The following is a 16,461-nucleotide window of genomic DNA, read 5'->3' as shown; positions in this document are numbered from 1 at the left end:
AGATATGAAAAAAATAATATTGATACTTATCTCATTATCGACATTCTCAAATGAAGTAAAATTTAACGCGATCAATGCTCCGATTTACAAACAAGAAAAAGAGAATCTTTTACTAGATTCAAAATCAGGCAAAGTCGTTTTAAATTTCTGGGCAAGTTGGTGTACAAGTTGTATCGAAGAGCTCCCACTTCTTGAAAGCTTAAAATTAGATCCAAAATCAAAGTCTTATAAATTCTATGGTATTAGTTCTGGGGATACTGACAAGAAAATTGCAAAATTTGTAAAACGTCATGGTTACCCTTATACAATTATAAAGGATGAAGATAAATCGATTTCAAAATCATGGAATATTACGACTCTTCCAATAACAGTTATTATCGATAACGGAAAGATTCTTTATACGGGAACGCGGCCACCAAAAAGTCTTCCTTAAGAAATATTTCAGTAAACATCATCATTTTTTGACGCTCAAAAATTTTATCATATTCACCGCTAGAGCGAATATTTTTCAATCCTTCATCGAGCTTCTTAGCATAGAAGCTTGCCTTTGGATTCTTCTTAGAAAAGGCAACATATATAAATGACGTCTGATTATGAAATCCTTTAAAAAATTTAACACTCTTAATATTATAAAAGTTAACAGTATAATCTTTTACAAGCTCAAAAAGAATTACGCCTTGGAGTCTTTTGCGCGCTAGCATATTTAAAAGCTGCTCTTGTGTATTCACATGGACAACCTTAAATCTTCCCTTCTCCTTTTCAAACTCATCGCCATACTCGTAACCTCTGATGACACCAAGATTAAAACCATCTGGAATATCTTTCAAAGATGAGAAAGATTGCGCTTTATTATAATAAATTGAGGCCGGTGCTTTAAAAAGATATTGTTCCCCAAAGAGAAACTTTGCCATTGTCGAGTCTTGCCTTGTAACATTAAACCCTCCAATCAACTCTCCATTTTCAACTAGATTTAAAACTCTTGAATAAGGATAAACCTTAATATCAGGTATGAGGCCAACACTTTTATATGCTGCCAGGACAAGCTCTTTACTTATCCCCTCTCCATTAGCATCAGCATAAGGTGGCCAAGAGTCTTCAACTCCTAACTTCAAATCAGAAGCTTCGACACAGATAGCGAAAAAAAGAAAAAGAATACTTTTATACATAACTAATATTTTTACACCTAAACTATACGTTAAACATCATAAAATATTTAACATCACTAATAAATTACAAACTAAACAAGGCTAGCACAACTAACAGTTTTTACTTAGCTTACAAAAACAAGCCAACCAACAACGGAAGACACCACTATTGCCAAGAGAATATAGAGGTTAAATGTAGAACCTTGTTCTTTCCCAATCGCGGCAACACTATTTTTACTCTTTCTACTTTTTGATCTTTTTCCCTTACCCATAAAAAACTTCCTTAATATAAAAACTCTAAAAACTTGAAACGAGACCAACTTCGTATAGGTTCTGCTTCAACTCTCTTTGATTAAGTCTACCAAATGTATTTTGCTTATTAAATTCATAGGAGAATACAATCTTATTATAATTCCCCCAATTTCTATCCAAAGAAATTTTTGCATGATGCAAATCAGCCTTTTTAAACTCAAGTTCTTTGTGCGACGACCATTTTTCATAAGCAAGCTCAAGCGCAACATTAAATCGTTCAAAAAAATTCTTTCTCAGCAATGTAATTTGATTTGTCCAAGACTCAATTTCGTTAGAAATGATTTGATCATCTCTTTTAGAAAACGCAAAATCATAAATTGCATCATACCGTTTTCCCATTAGCTGTACGATATTGACTTGATAGTTTTGAAATCTTCCTTTTGCTGTATTATCAAATCCTTGAAACCAAGTATTTTCAAAAGCAAACTTAATGATATTTTTTCTCGTAGGTCTGAGCGTGACTGAAGGAATTATAACTATATCTTCATTATAAAAATCAAACTGATTTCTATTTCTTCGATCCTTATAAAAAGTTCGAATATTCGTTTCTAAAGATAGAGCCGCTTTATTTTTAAACATTTCAATGAAGTAATCAATTTCAAGTCCTCCTCCGATGTGTGAGAGGTCTTCTCTCTTAACATCGGCCCTCTTCCTTCGATTATGATATATTAAACGGCCAAATACTTTCGGTCGAATTGATATTTTTTCAGTTGCAATAGTTTGATGTGCGAGACTTCCAAATAGATCCCAAGTCATCGAGTTCGTGTTTGTTATACCACGTCTTTCTCCATAGTAAGTTTCATGCACATTTGTATCGTAGAAATATTTAGCAAAACCTTCAAAGTCGGTGTGTGTTATATCTTTAAATTTAGATATCCCCTTGTCTAGTGTTGAGTTCAATTTACTCTGTAACTCTAGCAGAAGAGATGCTCCTTTCTTTAGGTTTGAGACAATAAAACCATCTGTCGGATGCAGACTCAAACCTTCAGGAGGTAGGTATTCCCCAGTGACTTCATCAATACTTCCAAAGTAACTAGGCATTTCATACAATCTCGTTTCTCTATCAAATACTGCATTTTCTGGTGGTGATATATATATACCAGTATCAATATCTAATGCCCCACCGTCGCGTCCTTGTGTTGATCCTTCTGATGGTACAAGATCTTTTTCAACCTCGGCTATTAACTCTTCTGTTATAACTACGCGCTTACTTGCCTGCTTATCAAAATTTAATTTATCATTCTGTTCGAGTAAAAGAAATTGTTTCAATGAGATTCTAACTGGCTTCGTGGCCGTAGCTCGGCCTGGAAAACTTCCAGCGTACTGACCTCGTCTAATAACTTGAATATCATTATTTTTGAAGTCTTCAGATAGTGTGTCAGTCATATTAATATTTTCGTTGTCACCAATACGAACTGACTCTAGTATTTCTTTATCTGAATATTTAAACTCATGAACTTCACCTTCAAAAGTTAAGACCGATGAGACAAGATTTTCACTATTGTGTGTTAATAAAAACCTTGTTCCCCTTACCCCAATAGATGCTGTCTTTGTTTTTATAAACATTGTGTAGTCATTTGGAGATTGAGCCTTTTCTACATCGGCTCGAATTTTTCCTTTCAATAAATTTAAAACTCTTGGTTTTTCTTCACTTAATTGAGAAAGCACTATTTTTGAATTTGCACCAACGACAACACTACTGCCATTACTAAATTTTATTTTAGTAAAACTACGTATCCCTGTTTCAACAATAGCACCTTCATTTATTTTTTGATTTTTAGAAGCATGAGAGCCAGAGACCGTCACCTGCCCGCGAAGCAGAACGATCTGGCCTTGAACTTCTTGGGCGAATAGTTCAAGATTGAATATGAGAACAATAAGCACATAGATAATTTTCATTTAAATATGATATATGCTGAAAAACCTAATTAAAAGTTAGAACTTCTCATTCCTTAGTTTTTTTATCTTTGAACGGATACTTTTACTATCAAGACGTTTTTTCACAGAAGTCTTTGTCGGCTTAGTTTCTCTTCTTGCTTTAGGAGGAAGTCGAACCTCATTAATATAGTCATGAAGTTTCTCGATACAATCATCAACATTTCGACTTTGGCTTCGATATTTTTGGGAGCTAATTACCACCAGACCGCCAGCAATGAATCTCTTATACTTATCTGTGAAACGTTTTTTAACTGCCTCACTACATGAATCGCTATTTTGCATATTCCAGGACAAGGTTGCTTTTGTATTTACCTTATTAACATTCTGGCCCCCGGCTCCAGAAGAGCGCGAAAATGAGAATGTGAACTCGTTATAAGGTATTTTTATCAATATAAACCTCTGAAAATATGTAACTTACATCATCTCTAAATATATAAATTTTACAGCAGCGCACCACAAAAAACAACTATTTGCTATATTCTCAAAAAATTGGAGAAATTATGAAAAATAAGATCATGCTTACGGCTACCCTTCTTGGACTTGCTTCCAATGTACATAGTTTTCAATCAATTGACGAAGTCATGAAGATTAATCGAGAAAATCGACTCGCTGTTAATTCAGACTGGTTTACTGTTTCAGAAGACGATGTTTCATTCTATATGACTTATAACGGAATGGATCTCGAAAATCATAAGCGTATACGAAATAGAGAAATTGCTTATAAAGCACTTGATATGATTAAAAACGCGCAAAAACAAATCATCGCGAGTGTATTTCTCTTTGATAATATGTATTCAAAAACTAAGCCGGACTTTGACGTTGTTGAAGAGCTGACAAAGACATTAATAGACAAGAAACAAAGTAATCCAGATATTAAAATTACTGTTATCCTTGATCCACTTCATCGAGCTTACTCAAGAAGAACATCACCAAGTGTCGAAAGATTCTTAAAAAATGGAATCGACGTTTTCTACTCGGATCTTCTACCAACAAAGGCCGCCTCTAAAATAGGGATTCAAGAAACGATTGGTCATGTTGGCAGAATACTTGATGATATAAGCCTAGGACTTTTTGGATCAATTATAAATACTACAGCTGCGGCCATAAACCTACCGGCCGGTAAATTAGATGGGCACCAAATCGATCTTGAAGTTGCCTTCACTGCTTCACTTTTAAAGGCTAATCATAGAAAAATTCTCGTTACAGATACTAATAATGGTAATGACTTTGAAACATTGGTCTCTTCAGCTAACCCACACAATGGAAGTGATGATTCAACTAATACTTCCCTCAGCGTAAAAGGTGAGCTTGCTAAATTTGTCTATGGTATTCTAAGAGAAGACGCTGCCCATAGTATGCTTCGACAAGCAAGTATACCTCTTACAATTGGAATGCCTAAGTATGCTCAACTATCAGATGCATCAAAAGATGAATATGAGCTTCCAAAATACTCACCAAAGAACCTTGCTCGCTACTTCACAGAAATTCTCCCTCCTCTACCTTATAAGAAAGAATTTGTTTCAAATTTAGAGGAAGGAGTTAAAGCAAAATTTGTTTCAGAGATAGAAGTAAAGAAAGAAGCGCTTCGACTACTTAACCAGGCAAAGCCTCAAGATCATGTTAGAATTCAAATGTTCTACCTTTCTGACCCACAGATAATTGATGCGATTGCAAAAGTTGCAAGACAAGACGGTCGCGAGAATAATCCTGTTGAGCTTTTGCTTGATCCAAGTAAAGATGCTTTCAATAGTATTAAAGATGGTACTCCAAATAGACAAGTAGCACACTACCTCGTCAACGAATTAAAAGATCTTCACTTAAACTTGAGATGGTATGCAACTCACGGAGAACAAAACCACGCGAAGATCATGTCAATTACAAATGAAAATACTGGCAAGTTCCAAATCTTTACAGGTTCTACTAATTGGACTGGAAAGAATATGAATAATATTAATATGGAAGCGAATCTTTCAATAGAAGGTTCAAAAAAACTTACAGACAAATTCAATAACACATTTGATAGGATTTTCAATAACCTCGATGAAAAAGTTCTCTATACTTGGGATTATTCAGCCTATGATTTAAATATCACTAGAAATCTAAATAAAGGCCAGGAGATTGTTAAAGAGTGGTCGACTGAAAAGATCGCAAAATGGATCAAAGACCATGAGAGTGAGTTGATCTCAATCTATAAGAAAAAATATCGTTCTCAATTTCAAGAACTAACAGATAAAGATTTTACTGACTGGGCAAAAGAAAAAATTTCCAAAGATAGTTCAGAAACCATGAGGTCTGTTCGCTATATTGTTGGAAGTGCGGCCAATGGGTCATATGATGCAAAGAAGTTTAAGAAGTGGAAGAAAAAATATATGAAGAAATGGATCAAAGGTGAAAAACTAGGTCTAGTTGCTTGGTAAGAAAATAAGGCGCAATAAAAATTGCGCCTTTATATTTTTAGAGCATACCTTCAATAGCTTCTGTAATCTCATTATGCTCAGGAGCAAATTCAGGAAAAAATCTCTTTATAACTTTTCCATCTGCACTGATTAAAAACTTCTCAAAGTTCCACTTAATATCTTGAGCACGCCCTGTAATAAGACCCGCATCAGTAAGTCTCGCCTCTAGTGTTCCACCTTCTAATCTTTGCGATTCTTTCACTTCTTCTGTCAGAAATTTATAAAGAGGATGTTGCCCTTCTCCCTTCACGATGATTTTTTTATTAACTGGAAAAGTTACATTATACTCAAGCGAACAGAATTGTTGTATCTCCTCATCCGTTCCTGGCTCTTGAGCAAGAAATTCATTTGCAGGAAAAGCAAGGATTTCTAAACCTTTGTCATGATACTTTTTATAAAGATTTTGTAATCCTTCATATTGTGGAGTTAAGCCACATTTTGATGCAACATTAACGACTAAATAAGCTTTTGCACTAAAGTCTTTCATTGTTTTCACTTCACCATTCTTATCCATAAATTCAATTTTTAAAACTGCTTCACTCATTTCAATCTCCTATTGTGGTGGTAAACCAAAACTGATTAAACCTAAATTTCCATCTCTAAAATCTGCAAGTATTAGACGATACACTCTTTCATAATCAAACTCACCTTTTTGCCTTAGACAACCTCTACTTTTCGCTATTAGGTTCAAGACATCAAGGAAATAATTAGAATCAAACTCTATATTATAATGTGATTTGAGGATCTGTGGATCTTCTTTTATAAGATATTCTAGAATGTAAATAACAGGTCTTTCAAGATCAACCACTGTATCAGGTATCGCGTGAAGAGCTGAAAGCCATAGACCATGTTCTTCTTTTACAATTCTGTGAGGCATAACTCCAGGATTGTCTAAGATTTCAAGATCTTCATTTACGTTAACCCAAAGTTGATTTTGTGTCTGACCTGGTTTATTCGCCACTTTGGACGCATCTCTATTTGCCAGCTTGTTGATAATGGTAGACTTTCCCGTATTTGGAAGACCAAGTACCATCATCTTAAACTTTTTCTTTGCTTTAGCCTCAGGATTAGACTGATCACGTTTCTCCATGACTATTGCTTTAGATAGTTCGACTACTCTTGCGAGTGATTTTTTATCAAGACCATTGATGAAAATGAAAGGCTTCCCCTGCTTTTCAAACCACTGTTCCCAAAGTTTGACGATTTGGGGATTTGCAAGGTTTGTTTTATTCATCACAATCAGGCGATTCTTATTTCCAACAATCTCATCAATGTCTCTATTTCCAGTTACAAGAGGTGATCTTGCATCGCGAACTTCAAGGATAATATCCACCATTTTAAGAGTCGTCTTAATCTTATCTAGGGCCTTCTTCATATGCCCTGGGAACCAATGAATTTTCTTCAATGCAATAGTATCATCAGTTAATTGATACTCATTATCATCTTCGTCATTTCTCTTTGGTTTCACCTTTGAACGATGATTTGATCGCTTTGCCATTTCCTACCTTTGAATAATTTTCTAATCATTTATAACATAAAGCTCGTTGATTGAACAAAGAGCTTTTAAGTACCTATTTTTTATTGATCATGTTATCTTTTTATATAATGAAATTCATGATTATTGTCTATACCCTACTGAATTACTCGGTCAGAGCCGCTGCACCAGAGGATGGAAATCTAAAAGAAATTTTTAGAGGGCAAGATAGTATTCAACAAGAAGAAATTCAGGAAATCAAAAAAATTGCCAAAGAGACAGCGACGACCCATGGGGACACTTACAAAGTTGAATATGGTGACTTTCTCCATATTATCGCTTTACGACTTTATAAAGATGCCGGAATGTGGAAGAAGATTGCAAAGTGGAATAGCATTAAACCTCCCTACGAAATCAAAGTCGGAACAGTGCTTCAATTAAAAGAAAAACCAAATATTAGCATCGAAGATGGAACCAAATTAGTTGTAGAATTCTGGCGAAAATTTTTGTTACAGCAGGAACCAGATGAGAATTTTGAAAATCTCAACGCTAAGCTCGACTATAAGAAAAAGCAACAATTAGAACTTCTCTATGTAAAACTAAAGTTAGCTCTTCAGGCCAATCATTTTCAAGATGGTTACCTGATCATGAAAGATATTTTTGCAATTTCTGAGGTTGATTCAAAATTGATATTTTATTGGTCATTACTTCTTGAAAAAAACAAGCTTCCTCTTGAATCAGCAGATATTTATTCACAACTTGTAAAAACAGAAAAAACAGGCCCAAAATACTTATCGTATATCTTAATTACTGCAAATAAGTATGAAGCTGTCTTTAAAGATAAAGCTGCGACATTAACATTCTCAAAAAGATTACGTGCTTTTAATGGCGCTATAAAATATTACAAACTGGCCATTCAAAATAAGTATAAAGTTGCAAAAAGTCGCTTGAGCCTAAGTAGTCTCTATGGAGAGATGGGCATGTTCTTTGACGCATTCTATGAACTGTATGAGCTACAAAAAAATGCTGAAGTATTAACTGATGAGGAATTAAAGCAAACAACAGAGTTCAACATAGCTATCAATAAAATCTCATCTGGGGCACCAACACTTGCGATGATAAATCTCCAACGTATAAAAGATCCAACAGGAGAGAATCCTTATGCCAAAAGTTCTCAGAAGATTTTAGAATCACTCAATAGAAAGAGATATTCAGGTCACGTCTCACTCACAAGGGCACTTGGAACCAACGTATCAGCTCTACCAAAAGAGTTACTAAAAGAATCTGAAAATATCGATAACGCCCAAAGTAGCCAGGTAACGACGAGCTTTAACCTCATAGGCCAGCCTCTTTACAAAATTAAAACAAATTATCGACTTTTAGCTCTCTATAGCAAGCAGGACCTCAAGCGTTATTCAAATCTTAACAATGCATACTTTAGAGCAAAGGTGGAATTTTACAAAGGTAGCTTCTATTCAATCTTTCCTAAGTTTTACCTTTCTTACTCTAAATTATTTTTGAATATCATTTCGAATGAATCAGAAAACTTTAGAAGCTTTTCAAGTGGCTACACAGCAGGAGCAACATTAGAAACGGCTTTAAAATATGGAACACTAAAGGTGACAATTCCATTTACACTTTCAAAGGAAGATATCGACTCTACAAATGATTCAAAAACAGTTGACCTCAACTTTCTATTCAAGCTCTGGGATATCAATCAATATCTAGCTCCAAGCTTTGAACTCGAGTTAGGAAAAGAAAACTTTAATAAAAAGCCAGAGAATAATGAAACCAGATTGCTTCTTGGGGTTTTCAATTCAATGACACTTTTAAAAACATCAATAACTCCGACAATAGAGTATGAGTCTTTAAAATCTGAAATAGAAAAGGAGAGGTCTTTCAAATACTCCGTTTCAATAAGTAAAAGGATATCTATATTTTCAAAGAAGATAAATATCAAGGGTTCATATGAACACGAAAAACGAAAGAGATCGAATAACAACGATCTTATTGAAAAGAAATCTTATGAATTTGGGCTAAGCTACTTTTTCTAGTTTCCTCGCGAGTTTTTCCTCTCTTCTCTTTCTGCTTCTCTCTCGGCTTTGTCAATTGATTGTTGTGCCGCTCTCTCGGCTTTAGCTGCATCTCTTTCGGCACGTGCGACTTCACGATCAGCAGATCTTGCAGCTTTCGCTGCTTCTCTTTCCGCTTGTCTTGTTGCCTGATCTGTTGCCTGATCTGTCCCTCCACCAGAAGAAGTTGGAACATCACTATCCGTTCTATCAATTGAGATATCAACTGATTCTTCGGCCTTATTAAGGATATCTTCGAGCTCATCTTCAGCTGAGATAATTGTCTGTTCAATGAATTCATCATTGAGATTATTAAGTCCATCTTCAACTACTTCGTAGTTTGATTCGACCGTCTCTTCGAGATCTGTGCTGCCCGATGTCGGCTCCTTTATTGTAGAACCATCACTACTAGTATCCTCATCCTTACTAGTTGGAGTTTTTGGAGCTTTATCAAAATTTGGAGTTTCAATGACTTTCATTTTCTTATTCTCAAGAAAAGTGTCCGCTTTTGATTTTAATGCTGTGAAAACGTCATAAGGAATTTGTTGAACGGCTAAGCTCACTCCTACTTCATTTGCCTTAGTGGAATTTAAATATTCTCCTGGATTGAGTTGAATATTCATTCCAGGAACTGGTACACCATTCTTATTCAGTATGAAAATTTCAACAACTCCCTCGAGTACAGCAACATCGGTCTCATACTTCCCTTTGCCAAGATAGGAGTTAACTAGAAACTCAGTTCCTCGCACACCAAGCGTGAGTGCACGTGTTTTTAGTTTGATGTGTCCTTTACCTAACTTTTGATTTACAAGGACTCTTATTTTCCCTAATTCAAGATCATAGGTTACTTGACGATTTTTTTGATTTTCGGACTTAAACTCAACGAGGTTAAGACTTGTGTTTTGAGACAACTTCACGAGTGTATCATCTTTCATGAGGATCTGAGCATATCCCTTTTTTGAAGTTCTGATACTATCACTTTCATTCACTGTTTTTTGAACAGTTAGAATTTCATTTTTGTTGTCACGAGTTAATATCACTTTCCCATTTAACTCAACGACAGTACCGATATTACTCTCCTCTGCCGCTACTGATAACTCTGCAAATACAATCATGAAAATGAGTATTCGAAATATATTGCCCATAACTAATTATAGAGCTTAGAAGTACGGAAAATTCAAAGGATTGTGCAAGCATTTATTAACATTTCTATTTATCGATAAGTTCAAATACCCCATCCCAATTTTCGTCTGGTGGTTCTAGGATAAAATGTTCACAACGTTCAATATATACAAGTGATGGATTTAATGGAATTTTAACATCGGGGAATCTCTGATCTTCAAGAATTAAGCATTCTGCAAACTTAGAAAGGGCCTCTCTCCAATTCTTGTCACGGTACAGTATAAGTGCCCCTTCAAATAAATGAACAAGCTTCTGCATCGCCTCTGGAGCATCCTCTTTACGACAAAGTAATTCGTATGTCTTAGTTGCACTTTTTCTACCAACGACTCTAATTGTATCTAGCTCGCGAAAAAGAAAGTTCTCATTTGCTTCGTTATACGTGCTCTCGCTAACATGAATGTAAACACCATATTGTTTAGCTGAAGACTCGAGACGTGCGGCTAAATTAACATCATCCCCCATCATAGTGTAATTCATTCTCTTACGCGACCCCATATTTCCAGAAAGAATTAGACCCGTATTGATTCCAATTCGCATTTTCATTTCTCTTACATATTCAGGATAAACATCTCCCATCAACTTCCATTTGTGTCTAAGCTTTACAAGTGATTCCTGCATTTCCACTGCAACTTTGCAAGACCTAAACGCATGATCCTCAAATTCTAAAGGCGCTCCAAAGAACGCAATAATCGCATCCCCCTCATACTTATCTAGCGTTCCCCCATTATTAATCAGGATATCTGTCATTACTGTTAGATATTCATTTAATAACTCAACAAGGCGATCAGGAGTCAAAGCTTCAGAAAAGGTAGAGAAACTTTGAATATCAGTAAAAAACGCCGTTAGATGTCTTGTTGCTCCACCAAGCTGAGGCATTGATCCTGATTCATACATCTGCCCGATTAATTCTGGAGAAATATAATTCCCAAAGGCCTCTTTAAAAAACTTTTTATCACGTTCCTCAATGATGTACTTAATCAGAACAGCAAGGAAGTAGATTATATTAAACTCAATAAATACAAATGCATTTTCCCATTTAATATTTTTTTCGAATAAAAAAATAAGATCTGCATAACCAATAGAAGTCATAATCAGGAGATAGAATCCAAAACTCCTCATTGCACTCATATGCACACAGATATAGTTAAAGACAATCCCACCAGCAATCATGATTAAAAGGTTAATAATAATTTCGGTACTCAGATCATAAGTATAAAAATAAGTATCACTTAAAAGGTTATCAAGAATTGTTGCATGCCCCTCAACTCCGGGAATATTTTCACCCGTTGGAAAGCTTCTCGTATCAAATGCCGCAACAGCAGTTAACCCCACAAGAACATAGGCATCTTTTAATAGCTCTTTCTTAGAATAGATAGTATCTCCCCCATCCATTAATTTAACTTCATCTCCCTCCCCCATAAGATCCAGAGCAGAAACATAAGGAAATGAAAATTTATCTCCGAGAAAGTTAATATTAAGCTTCCCAAGATTATTTAATTTCAATTCACGTTTCTCATTTTGAAATAATAATTTCTCAATCAGAAGTTTATCCGACAACTCAATTTCAAGCTTATCATTAGTTCCAGTTAGTGCCATTTCAAGTGGTAAAACTGGGTACGCCTGATTATCCATATAGAAAACCAAATCAGCACTTCGAACAATACCGTCTGCATCGGGAGTGATATTTAAGACACCAACATGAGAAGCGACTGAATTAAAAAGATCAATATTTGCAATCGGATCAATGATAGACATTAAAGGTGTTAATTGGTTATCAAACCCTGCTTTTTTAAATGGAATAGAAAATCTTTGGTAATCGACTGGATGAGCTTCAACGTAACTAGGGTCAAGAATATATTGTCGACAGACAGGATCAAATGCAGGACGACAATTTGTCTCTGTCACCCATCCAAGAACGAGCTTCTCACTATATTTTTTGATGGTATTTTGGAAGATATAATCTGTTTCAAAATTATTGATGATTGACCCAAGTTTATTCTTTCTCAAAAAATTAGCCAATTCATCAGGAACACGCTGATCTCTTTCAGAGAAAACAATATCTAGCCCAACAACCTTAGGATCATGTCGCATAATACTTTCAAGTAAAAGCGCCATATAGTCTCGCGACCAGGGCCACCGCCCGATTGCTTCGAGGGAGTTACTATCAATTCCCACGATGACTATCTTATTGATTGGTTTTCTCTGCGGAGTTAGTTTGAATTTTAAATCTGTAAAGTTTCTCGATATTAATTGTGTCGTTGGATAAATATGCTCTCTGATGAAATTATTTTCAATTCGTCCATTTTCACCATACTTGTAAACTATCATCAAAAATGACAGCAAAATAATGAAAGGAATTTGGAATGGCCAAATTTTCTTTTTCATGTTTTTTCCCGTACTTCATCTTAGACCTATTTAATAAGATTGGACGATTTGAAATTGGATCCTTAGTAAAAACAGTGAACTAGAGTATCTTCAACTTCCAATCAAGCCCATATGAACAGTATTTATTTTGCCTACAATTATAACTTCTATAAACTGCTCCAGTTAAATGGGGATAATTTTGGAAATTCTCCTAGGATATTAACTATTTATTAGTTTAATACTCGAACGGCCATAAATAGCTGCATCTATTGTTATGTAATCATTGAGTAATCAAGAATTCTGTCCCCATTTAACTGGATCAGTTTATATTTTCTATTTTATGCAGCGACCATTTGTGATAAGAATGGCGAATATCTAATATTCAAAGGTAAAGTTATGATTGAATTTGTTGATTACGATCCAATTTGGACAAAGATTTTCGAAAAAGAAATGCAAAGTTTAATGAAGCTCTTAAAGAGTAATCTTATCCAGTGTCATCATATTGGGTCGACAGCAATACCATCTATCAAGGCAGTTCCATGCATGGATATCCTATGTATTGTTCATACACTTGATGGGATTTCAATTTTTCAAAATGAATTTAAGAAGGCAGGATTTTCAATTCAAGATTCAAATGATGAGAAAAGAATCAACTTCTACCGCCATGGCGCAAGTAGTTCAAATATTTTAACAAAAGTAACAATCCTGGAAGGAACGAATGAAATGGCCTTGGATATGATTGACTTCAAAGAATATCTCAATGCTGAACCAGAGGTTGCTAAAGAATATGAAAGAATGAAATTGGCACATAAAGGACCAATCGAAATCTACGAGCAATCAAAGAAGTTATTTATTCAAACCGTTTTAAAAACAATTAACTCATAAAAACAGAGTATTGAAAACTAGTACACATAACCAACCTTCAGGCTGTAGGCCATGGTTTTTGTCTTAGTTGGCAACTTTCCTAATTTTTCACTTGTAAGTGGGTTTGTTTCTTTAGTCTCAGTATTTGAAAAGCTTGCTGACCCACCGACAGAAAACCCTCCAGAAGCCCCATATGAGAAATTAAATATATGCTCGAGACGTGCAGTGGTTGGAGCTTCCAAATAAACAAGCTGATTATAAACAAGTTTATCATTATCTTGAAAGCCATCTTTATAGGAGCGTCCTGTATACCCGAGGGCCAACTTCCAAAAATTAAGTTCGGCAGTTGCTGAAAGACGAGAGCCAGGCGCTCCACTCATGCCTTTCTCATATCCAAATTCCCAGTGAAGAGTCTTTGAAACATAACCAAAGGCAACTCCAAAGATTGCAGTGCTATCTTTAGATGTCTTCTCTTCATAACCAGACATAATAAGATATTCTTTTGTTTCTATATCAAGCGATGCACTTTCATAGTAAGACGAGAAGCGCATATTACCAAAGGGTAAAACCCCTCCTACTTTCAATATTGTTGTATCAATTACTTTTTTCTTATCTTCAGAAAAATCATTTCCAGAAAATGTAAACTCAAACTTAGATTCAAATTCATAATTTTGCTTTGCCACACCGAATCCGAAAAATCGGCCAATACCAAAACCTATTTCCATATGAGAGAACTTAACACCATTTGAAATACTGGTATCGTCAGTTGTTGGAGAGGTTAACATGATAAGTCTTGTTCCATCATTCTTTATGTAACTTGCCTCAGAGGTAAAGAGTCCTCCACCTTTCCCTCCTCGAAAGAAAGATAGTGAATCAACTTCAATATCAGTTGTACTTTTTTCATCATAGAATTCATCAACGACTTGATTTTTTTTAATCGAATCCTTCCCATAGAAAGCACTATACTGTCCGTAAGCTCTTCCATTGATAACAGCCGGATTTATAGATTTCATCTCAGAGAAGAATGAACTACTTGCCATTTGTCCATAAGCAGTACTAAGAAATAAAAGAACGAGTATTATTTTAAGCTTTAACAAGATTTAATTCCTCTAAGATAATCTAGGCCACCGAAAATTGCTGCAACTTGAGCCTTTGCACATTCCTCGGGATTAGTTTTTGGACTATCTGGGTAAACTTCTGTCGTCGTTGTGTACTCAGCATCACTGAATCCCGTGCACAAGAAAAGTTTCTTAACGGGATAATTAATGATTCCTTCCCCCGTTGTATCTTCACCAATAATCTTTCCTTGCTTATCAGATGGAGCAATATGCGTAACCTTTCTAACTGAATCAATCACGGCATTTTGAAATTCATGACAAGGCTTCTCACTATCGCCCACGACATAGAATCCATCTGGAATATCCCAGACTTCTTGCTTCACGCCATCACGCGCTTCGAGAGCTGGTCGAAAGACAGTATTATCTGTATCCGTTGTTTCGTGTAAATCAAAGTGTGCAAGAAACTTAAGATCAAATGACTTTACTGCATCCATAAGAAGACGACACTCTTCGGCCGGTGAGTTTTCATAAAACGATCTATTAGGATCAATAGCATTATAGTTCCAACGGTTAATTGTTTCATATGCCCATGGACTCACACAAGGGGCTACAATAAAATTAAACTCATTTAAGTATTCGTCAGAGATTTCAGCTAAAAAATCAAGAGCTCCACGAACACCGCTTGTTTCATAACCATGAACTCCTCCTGTCACAAGAATACTAGACTTAGACTTATCAATATTCTTCGAAGAAAATAAGTATAAAGGATATTGTTCATCTTCGTATGAAACTATCCCATACTCCTTCTTTTTAAACTTTTCCGATAAATGTTCAAGACCAGAAATAACATCAACTCTATAAGATCTCTTCTTCTCTTGCTTATTTTGCCATTCATTTATTTCAGTTGTTCCCCACATAACTATTCCTAGTAAGTAATAAATTTTGAGTTTGTATTTAAATTAAAATTAACAGCGGTTTTCGCTCTAACAAAACTAGAACTAAGATTATTCAATTCTTTTCCACTAAATATTAGATCGATAGTTCTTGTATTTGAAGGTGAATCTAGATCTCTTAATACAATTTTCCTGATTTTTCCTTTGTAGTTTAAACTTAAACTTGAATGCGCCCCCACAACTTCCCAGTCATTCAATAAAGTCTTTGTCGTCGCAATTGTGCCCTCAAGCACATTATTCATATAATGCTTTACCTCAGTTGCTGACACTGAAAACTTTATCACCGCCTCAACTCCATGAGTGAGTCTAGTCACATTTGCTGTGATATATTGATTTTCATATTTAAACAAAGGCAGCCCAGAAGAATCAATATAGATAGAGGTAGCAGAAGAGCCTGTTGCGATGGGATAAGTATTTGCAGCTTTAGAAGAGTCCCAAATAAGAACAATTTCAATCTCCCAATTTGCTCCAACTGGTCGCCAGAGAGTATCAAGTACCCCATAGGCCTGTGTTCCATCGAAGTTAACAGTATAAGAAGAAGACTCTTCTATATCTATTACCACATCACTTTTACATGAAGGTAGAGATTGAAGTAATACAACGAGAAAGAATATAGGGATAATAGAGCTTAAGCGCATAGCCC

At 35.3% G+C, this 16,461-nt stretch carries 15 protein-coding genes; 4 read left to right on the top strand and 11 right to left on the bottom strand.

The window, feature by feature from the left end:
* The first annotated feature begins 4 nt into the window (after positions 1 to 4).
* Complete coding sequence (locus tag M900_RS16930; protein ID WP_052600759.1) at positions 5 to 433, top strand: TlpA disulfide reductase family protein; 429 nt, start codon at positions 5 to 7, stop codon at positions 431 to 433.
* On the opposite strand, the gene M900_RS03845 is transcribed toward M900_RS16930, so the two are convergent.
* From M900_RS03845 to arfB, 4 genes are all read right to left on the bottom strand, one after another.
* Positions 375 to 1,166, bottom strand: coding sequence for an ABC transporter substrate-binding protein (locus M900_RS03845; RefSeq protein ID WP_021273376.1), 792 nt, complete (start codon positions 1,164 to 1,166; stop codon positions 375 to 377). The genes M900_RS16930 and M900_RS03845 overlap by 59 nt on opposite strands.
* A gap of 104 nt (positions 1,167 to 1,270) precedes the next feature.
* Positions 1,271 to 1,417, bottom strand: a complete 147-nt coding sequence (locus M900_RS17655; RefSeq protein WP_021273443.1) for a hypothetical protein — start codon at positions 1,415 to 1,417, stop codon at positions 1,271 to 1,273.
* A gap of 25 nt (positions 1,418 to 1,442) precedes the next feature.
* Complete coding sequence (locus tag M900_RS03840; RefSeq protein ID WP_021273503.1) at positions 1,443 to 3,356, bottom strand: FecR domain-containing protein; 1,914 nt, start codon at positions 3,354 to 3,356, stop codon at positions 1,443 to 1,445.
* Positions 3,357 to 3,392: 36 nt separating this feature from the next.
* Entirely contained in the window at positions 3,393 to 3,785 is a 393-nt protein-coding gene (gene arfB, locus M900_RS03835; protein WP_021273422.1) for an alternative ribosome rescue aminoacyl-tRNA hydrolase ArfB, read from the bottom strand.
* A 110-nt stretch (positions 3,786 to 3,895) separates the two neighbouring features.
* Between arfB and M900_RS03830 the strand changes: the two genes are divergently transcribed.
* Positions 3,896 to 5,812, top strand: coding sequence for a phospholipase D-like domain-containing protein (locus M900_RS03830; RefSeq protein WP_021273373.1), 1,917 nt, complete (start codon positions 3,896 to 3,898; stop codon positions 5,810 to 5,812).
* A gap of 37 nt (positions 5,813 to 5,849) precedes the next feature.
* Here the strand turns inward: M900_RS03830 and M900_RS03825 are convergent, their stop codons facing one another.
* Entirely contained in the window at positions 5,850 to 6,395 is a 546-nt protein-coding gene (locus M900_RS03825; RefSeq protein WP_021273570.1) for a glutathione peroxidase, read from the bottom strand.
* A gap of 9 nt (positions 6,396 to 6,404) precedes the next feature.
* Positions 6,405 to 7,349 carry a ribosome biogenesis GTPase YlqF gene (gene ylqF / locus M900_RS03820; RefSeq protein ID WP_021273162.1) on the bottom strand — a complete coding sequence of 315 codons (945 nt, stop codon included), beginning with the start codon at positions 7,347 to 7,349 and terminating at the stop codon, positions 6,405 to 6,407.
* 116 nt (positions 7,350 to 7,465) lie between these two features.
* On the opposite strand from ylqF, the gene M900_RS03815 reads away from it, so the two are divergent.
* Complete coding sequence (locus tag M900_RS03815; protein WP_021273267.1) at positions 7,466 to 9,379, top strand: LysM peptidoglycan-binding domain-containing protein; 1,914 nt, start codon at positions 7,466 to 7,468, stop codon at positions 9,377 to 9,379.
* Here the strand turns inward: M900_RS03815 and M900_RS03810 are convergent.
* Together M900_RS03810 and M900_RS03805 are read right to left on the bottom strand one after the other, a co-directional pair.
* Complete coding sequence (locus M900_RS03810) at positions 9,376 to 10,542, bottom strand: FecR domain-containing protein (RefSeq protein ID WP_084703433.1); 1,167 nt, start codon at positions 10,540 to 10,542, stop codon at positions 9,376 to 9,378. The genes M900_RS03815 and M900_RS03810 overlap by 4 nt on opposite strands.
* Positions 10,543 to 10,606: 64 nt before the next feature.
* The gene (locus tag M900_RS03805; RefSeq protein WP_021273174.1) at positions 10,607 to 12,964 is read right to left on the bottom strand and encodes an adenylate/guanylate cyclase domain-containing protein; all 2,358 of its coding nucleotides are present in this window, start codon (positions 12,962 to 12,964) and stop codon (positions 10,607 to 10,609) included.
* Positions 12,965 to 13,339: 375 nt separating this feature from the next.
* On the opposite strand from M900_RS03805, the gene M900_RS03800 reads away from it, so the two are divergent.
* A complete protein-coding gene (locus tag M900_RS03800; RefSeq protein WP_021273383.1) occupies positions 13,340 to 13,828 on the top strand; it encodes a GrpB family protein in 489 nt (162 codons plus the stop codon).
* A gap of 17 nt (positions 13,829 to 13,845) precedes the next feature.
* On the opposite strand, the gene M900_RS03795 is transcribed toward M900_RS03800, so the two are convergent.
* From M900_RS03795 to M900_RS03785, 3 genes are read right to left on the bottom strand one after another with little or no spacing between them, the layout of a single operon-like run.
* On the bottom strand, positions 13,846 to 14,904 hold the full coding sequence (locus M900_RS03795) for a hypothetical protein (protein WP_021273461.1): 1,059 nt from the start codon (positions 14,902 to 14,904) through the stop codon (positions 13,846 to 13,848).
* Positions 14,898 to 15,782: a M14 family metallocarboxypeptidase gene (locus M900_RS03790; RefSeq protein ID WP_021273535.1), complete on the bottom strand. Its 885-nt coding sequence runs from the start codon at positions 15,780 to 15,782 to the stop codon at positions 14,898 to 14,900. The genes M900_RS03795 and M900_RS03790 overlap by 7 nt, the downstream gene beginning before the upstream one ends.
* An 8-nt stretch (positions 15,783 to 15,790) precedes the next feature.
* Positions 15,791 to 16,456 carry a hypothetical protein gene (locus tag M900_RS03785; protein ID WP_021273233.1) on the bottom strand — a complete coding sequence of 222 codons (666 nt, stop codon included), beginning with the start codon at positions 16,454 to 16,456 and terminating at the stop codon, positions 15,791 to 15,793.
* Positions 16,457 to 16,461: the final 5 nt, after the last annotated feature.

Origin of the sequence: Bacteriovorax sp. Seq25_V, from assembly GCF_000447795.1 — a bacterium.
Classification (GTDB): Bacteria; Bdellovibrionota; Bacteriovoracia; order Bacteriovoracales; family Bacteriovoracaceae; genus Halobacteriovorax_A.
This window is presented reverse-complemented; position numbering and strand designations above follow the sequence as displayed.

Bases quoted from the DNA above. Each gene is read 5' to 3' on its own strand.
- M900_RS16930 (WP_052600759.1), top strand. From the start codon at position 5: ATGAAAAAAATAATATTGATACTTATCTCATTATCGACATTCTCAAAT.
- M900_RS03845 (WP_021273376.1), bottom strand. From the start codon at position 1,166: ATGTATAAAAGTATTCTTTTTCTTTTTTTCGCTATCTGTGTCGAAGCT.
- M900_RS17655 (WP_021273443.1), bottom strand. From the start codon at position 1,417: ATGGGTAAGGGAAAAAGATCAAAAAGTAGAAAGAGTAAAAATAGTGTT.
- M900_RS03840 (WP_021273503.1), bottom strand. From the start codon at position 3,356: ATGAAAATTATCTATGTGCTTATTGTTCTCATATTCAATCTTGAACTA.
- M900_RS03830 (WP_021273373.1), top strand. From the start codon at position 3,896: ATGAAAAATAAGATCATGCTTACGGCTACCCTTCTTGGACTTGCTTCC.
- M900_RS03825 (WP_021273570.1), bottom strand. From the start codon at position 6,395: ATGAGTGAAGCAGTTTTAAAAATTGAATTTATGGATAAGAATGGTGAA.
- ylqF (WP_021273162.1), bottom strand. From the start codon at position 7,349: ATGGCAAAGCGATCAAATCATCGTTCAAAGGTGAAACCAAAGAGAAAT.
- M900_RS03815 (WP_021273267.1), top strand. From the start codon at position 7,466: ATGATTATTGTCTATACCCTACTGAATTACTCGGTCAGAGCCGCTGCA.
- M900_RS03810 (WP_084703433.1), bottom strand. From the start codon at position 10,542: ATGGGCAATATATTTCGAATACTCATTTTCATGATTGTATTTGCAGAG.
- M900_RS03805 (WP_021273174.1), bottom strand. From the start codon at position 12,964: ATGAAAAAGAAAATTTGGCCATTCCAAATTCCTTTCATTATTTTGCTG.
- M900_RS03800 (WP_021273383.1), top strand. From the start codon at position 13,340: ATGATTGAATTTGTTGATTACGATCCAATTTGGACAAAGATTTTCGAA.
- M900_RS03790 (WP_021273535.1), bottom strand. From the start codon at position 15,782: ATGTGGGGAACAACTGAAATAAATGAATGGCAAAATAAGCAAGAGAAG.
- M900_RS03785 (WP_021273233.1), bottom strand. From the start codon at position 16,456: ATGCGCTTAAGCTCTATTATCCCTATATTCTTTCTCGTTGTATTACTT.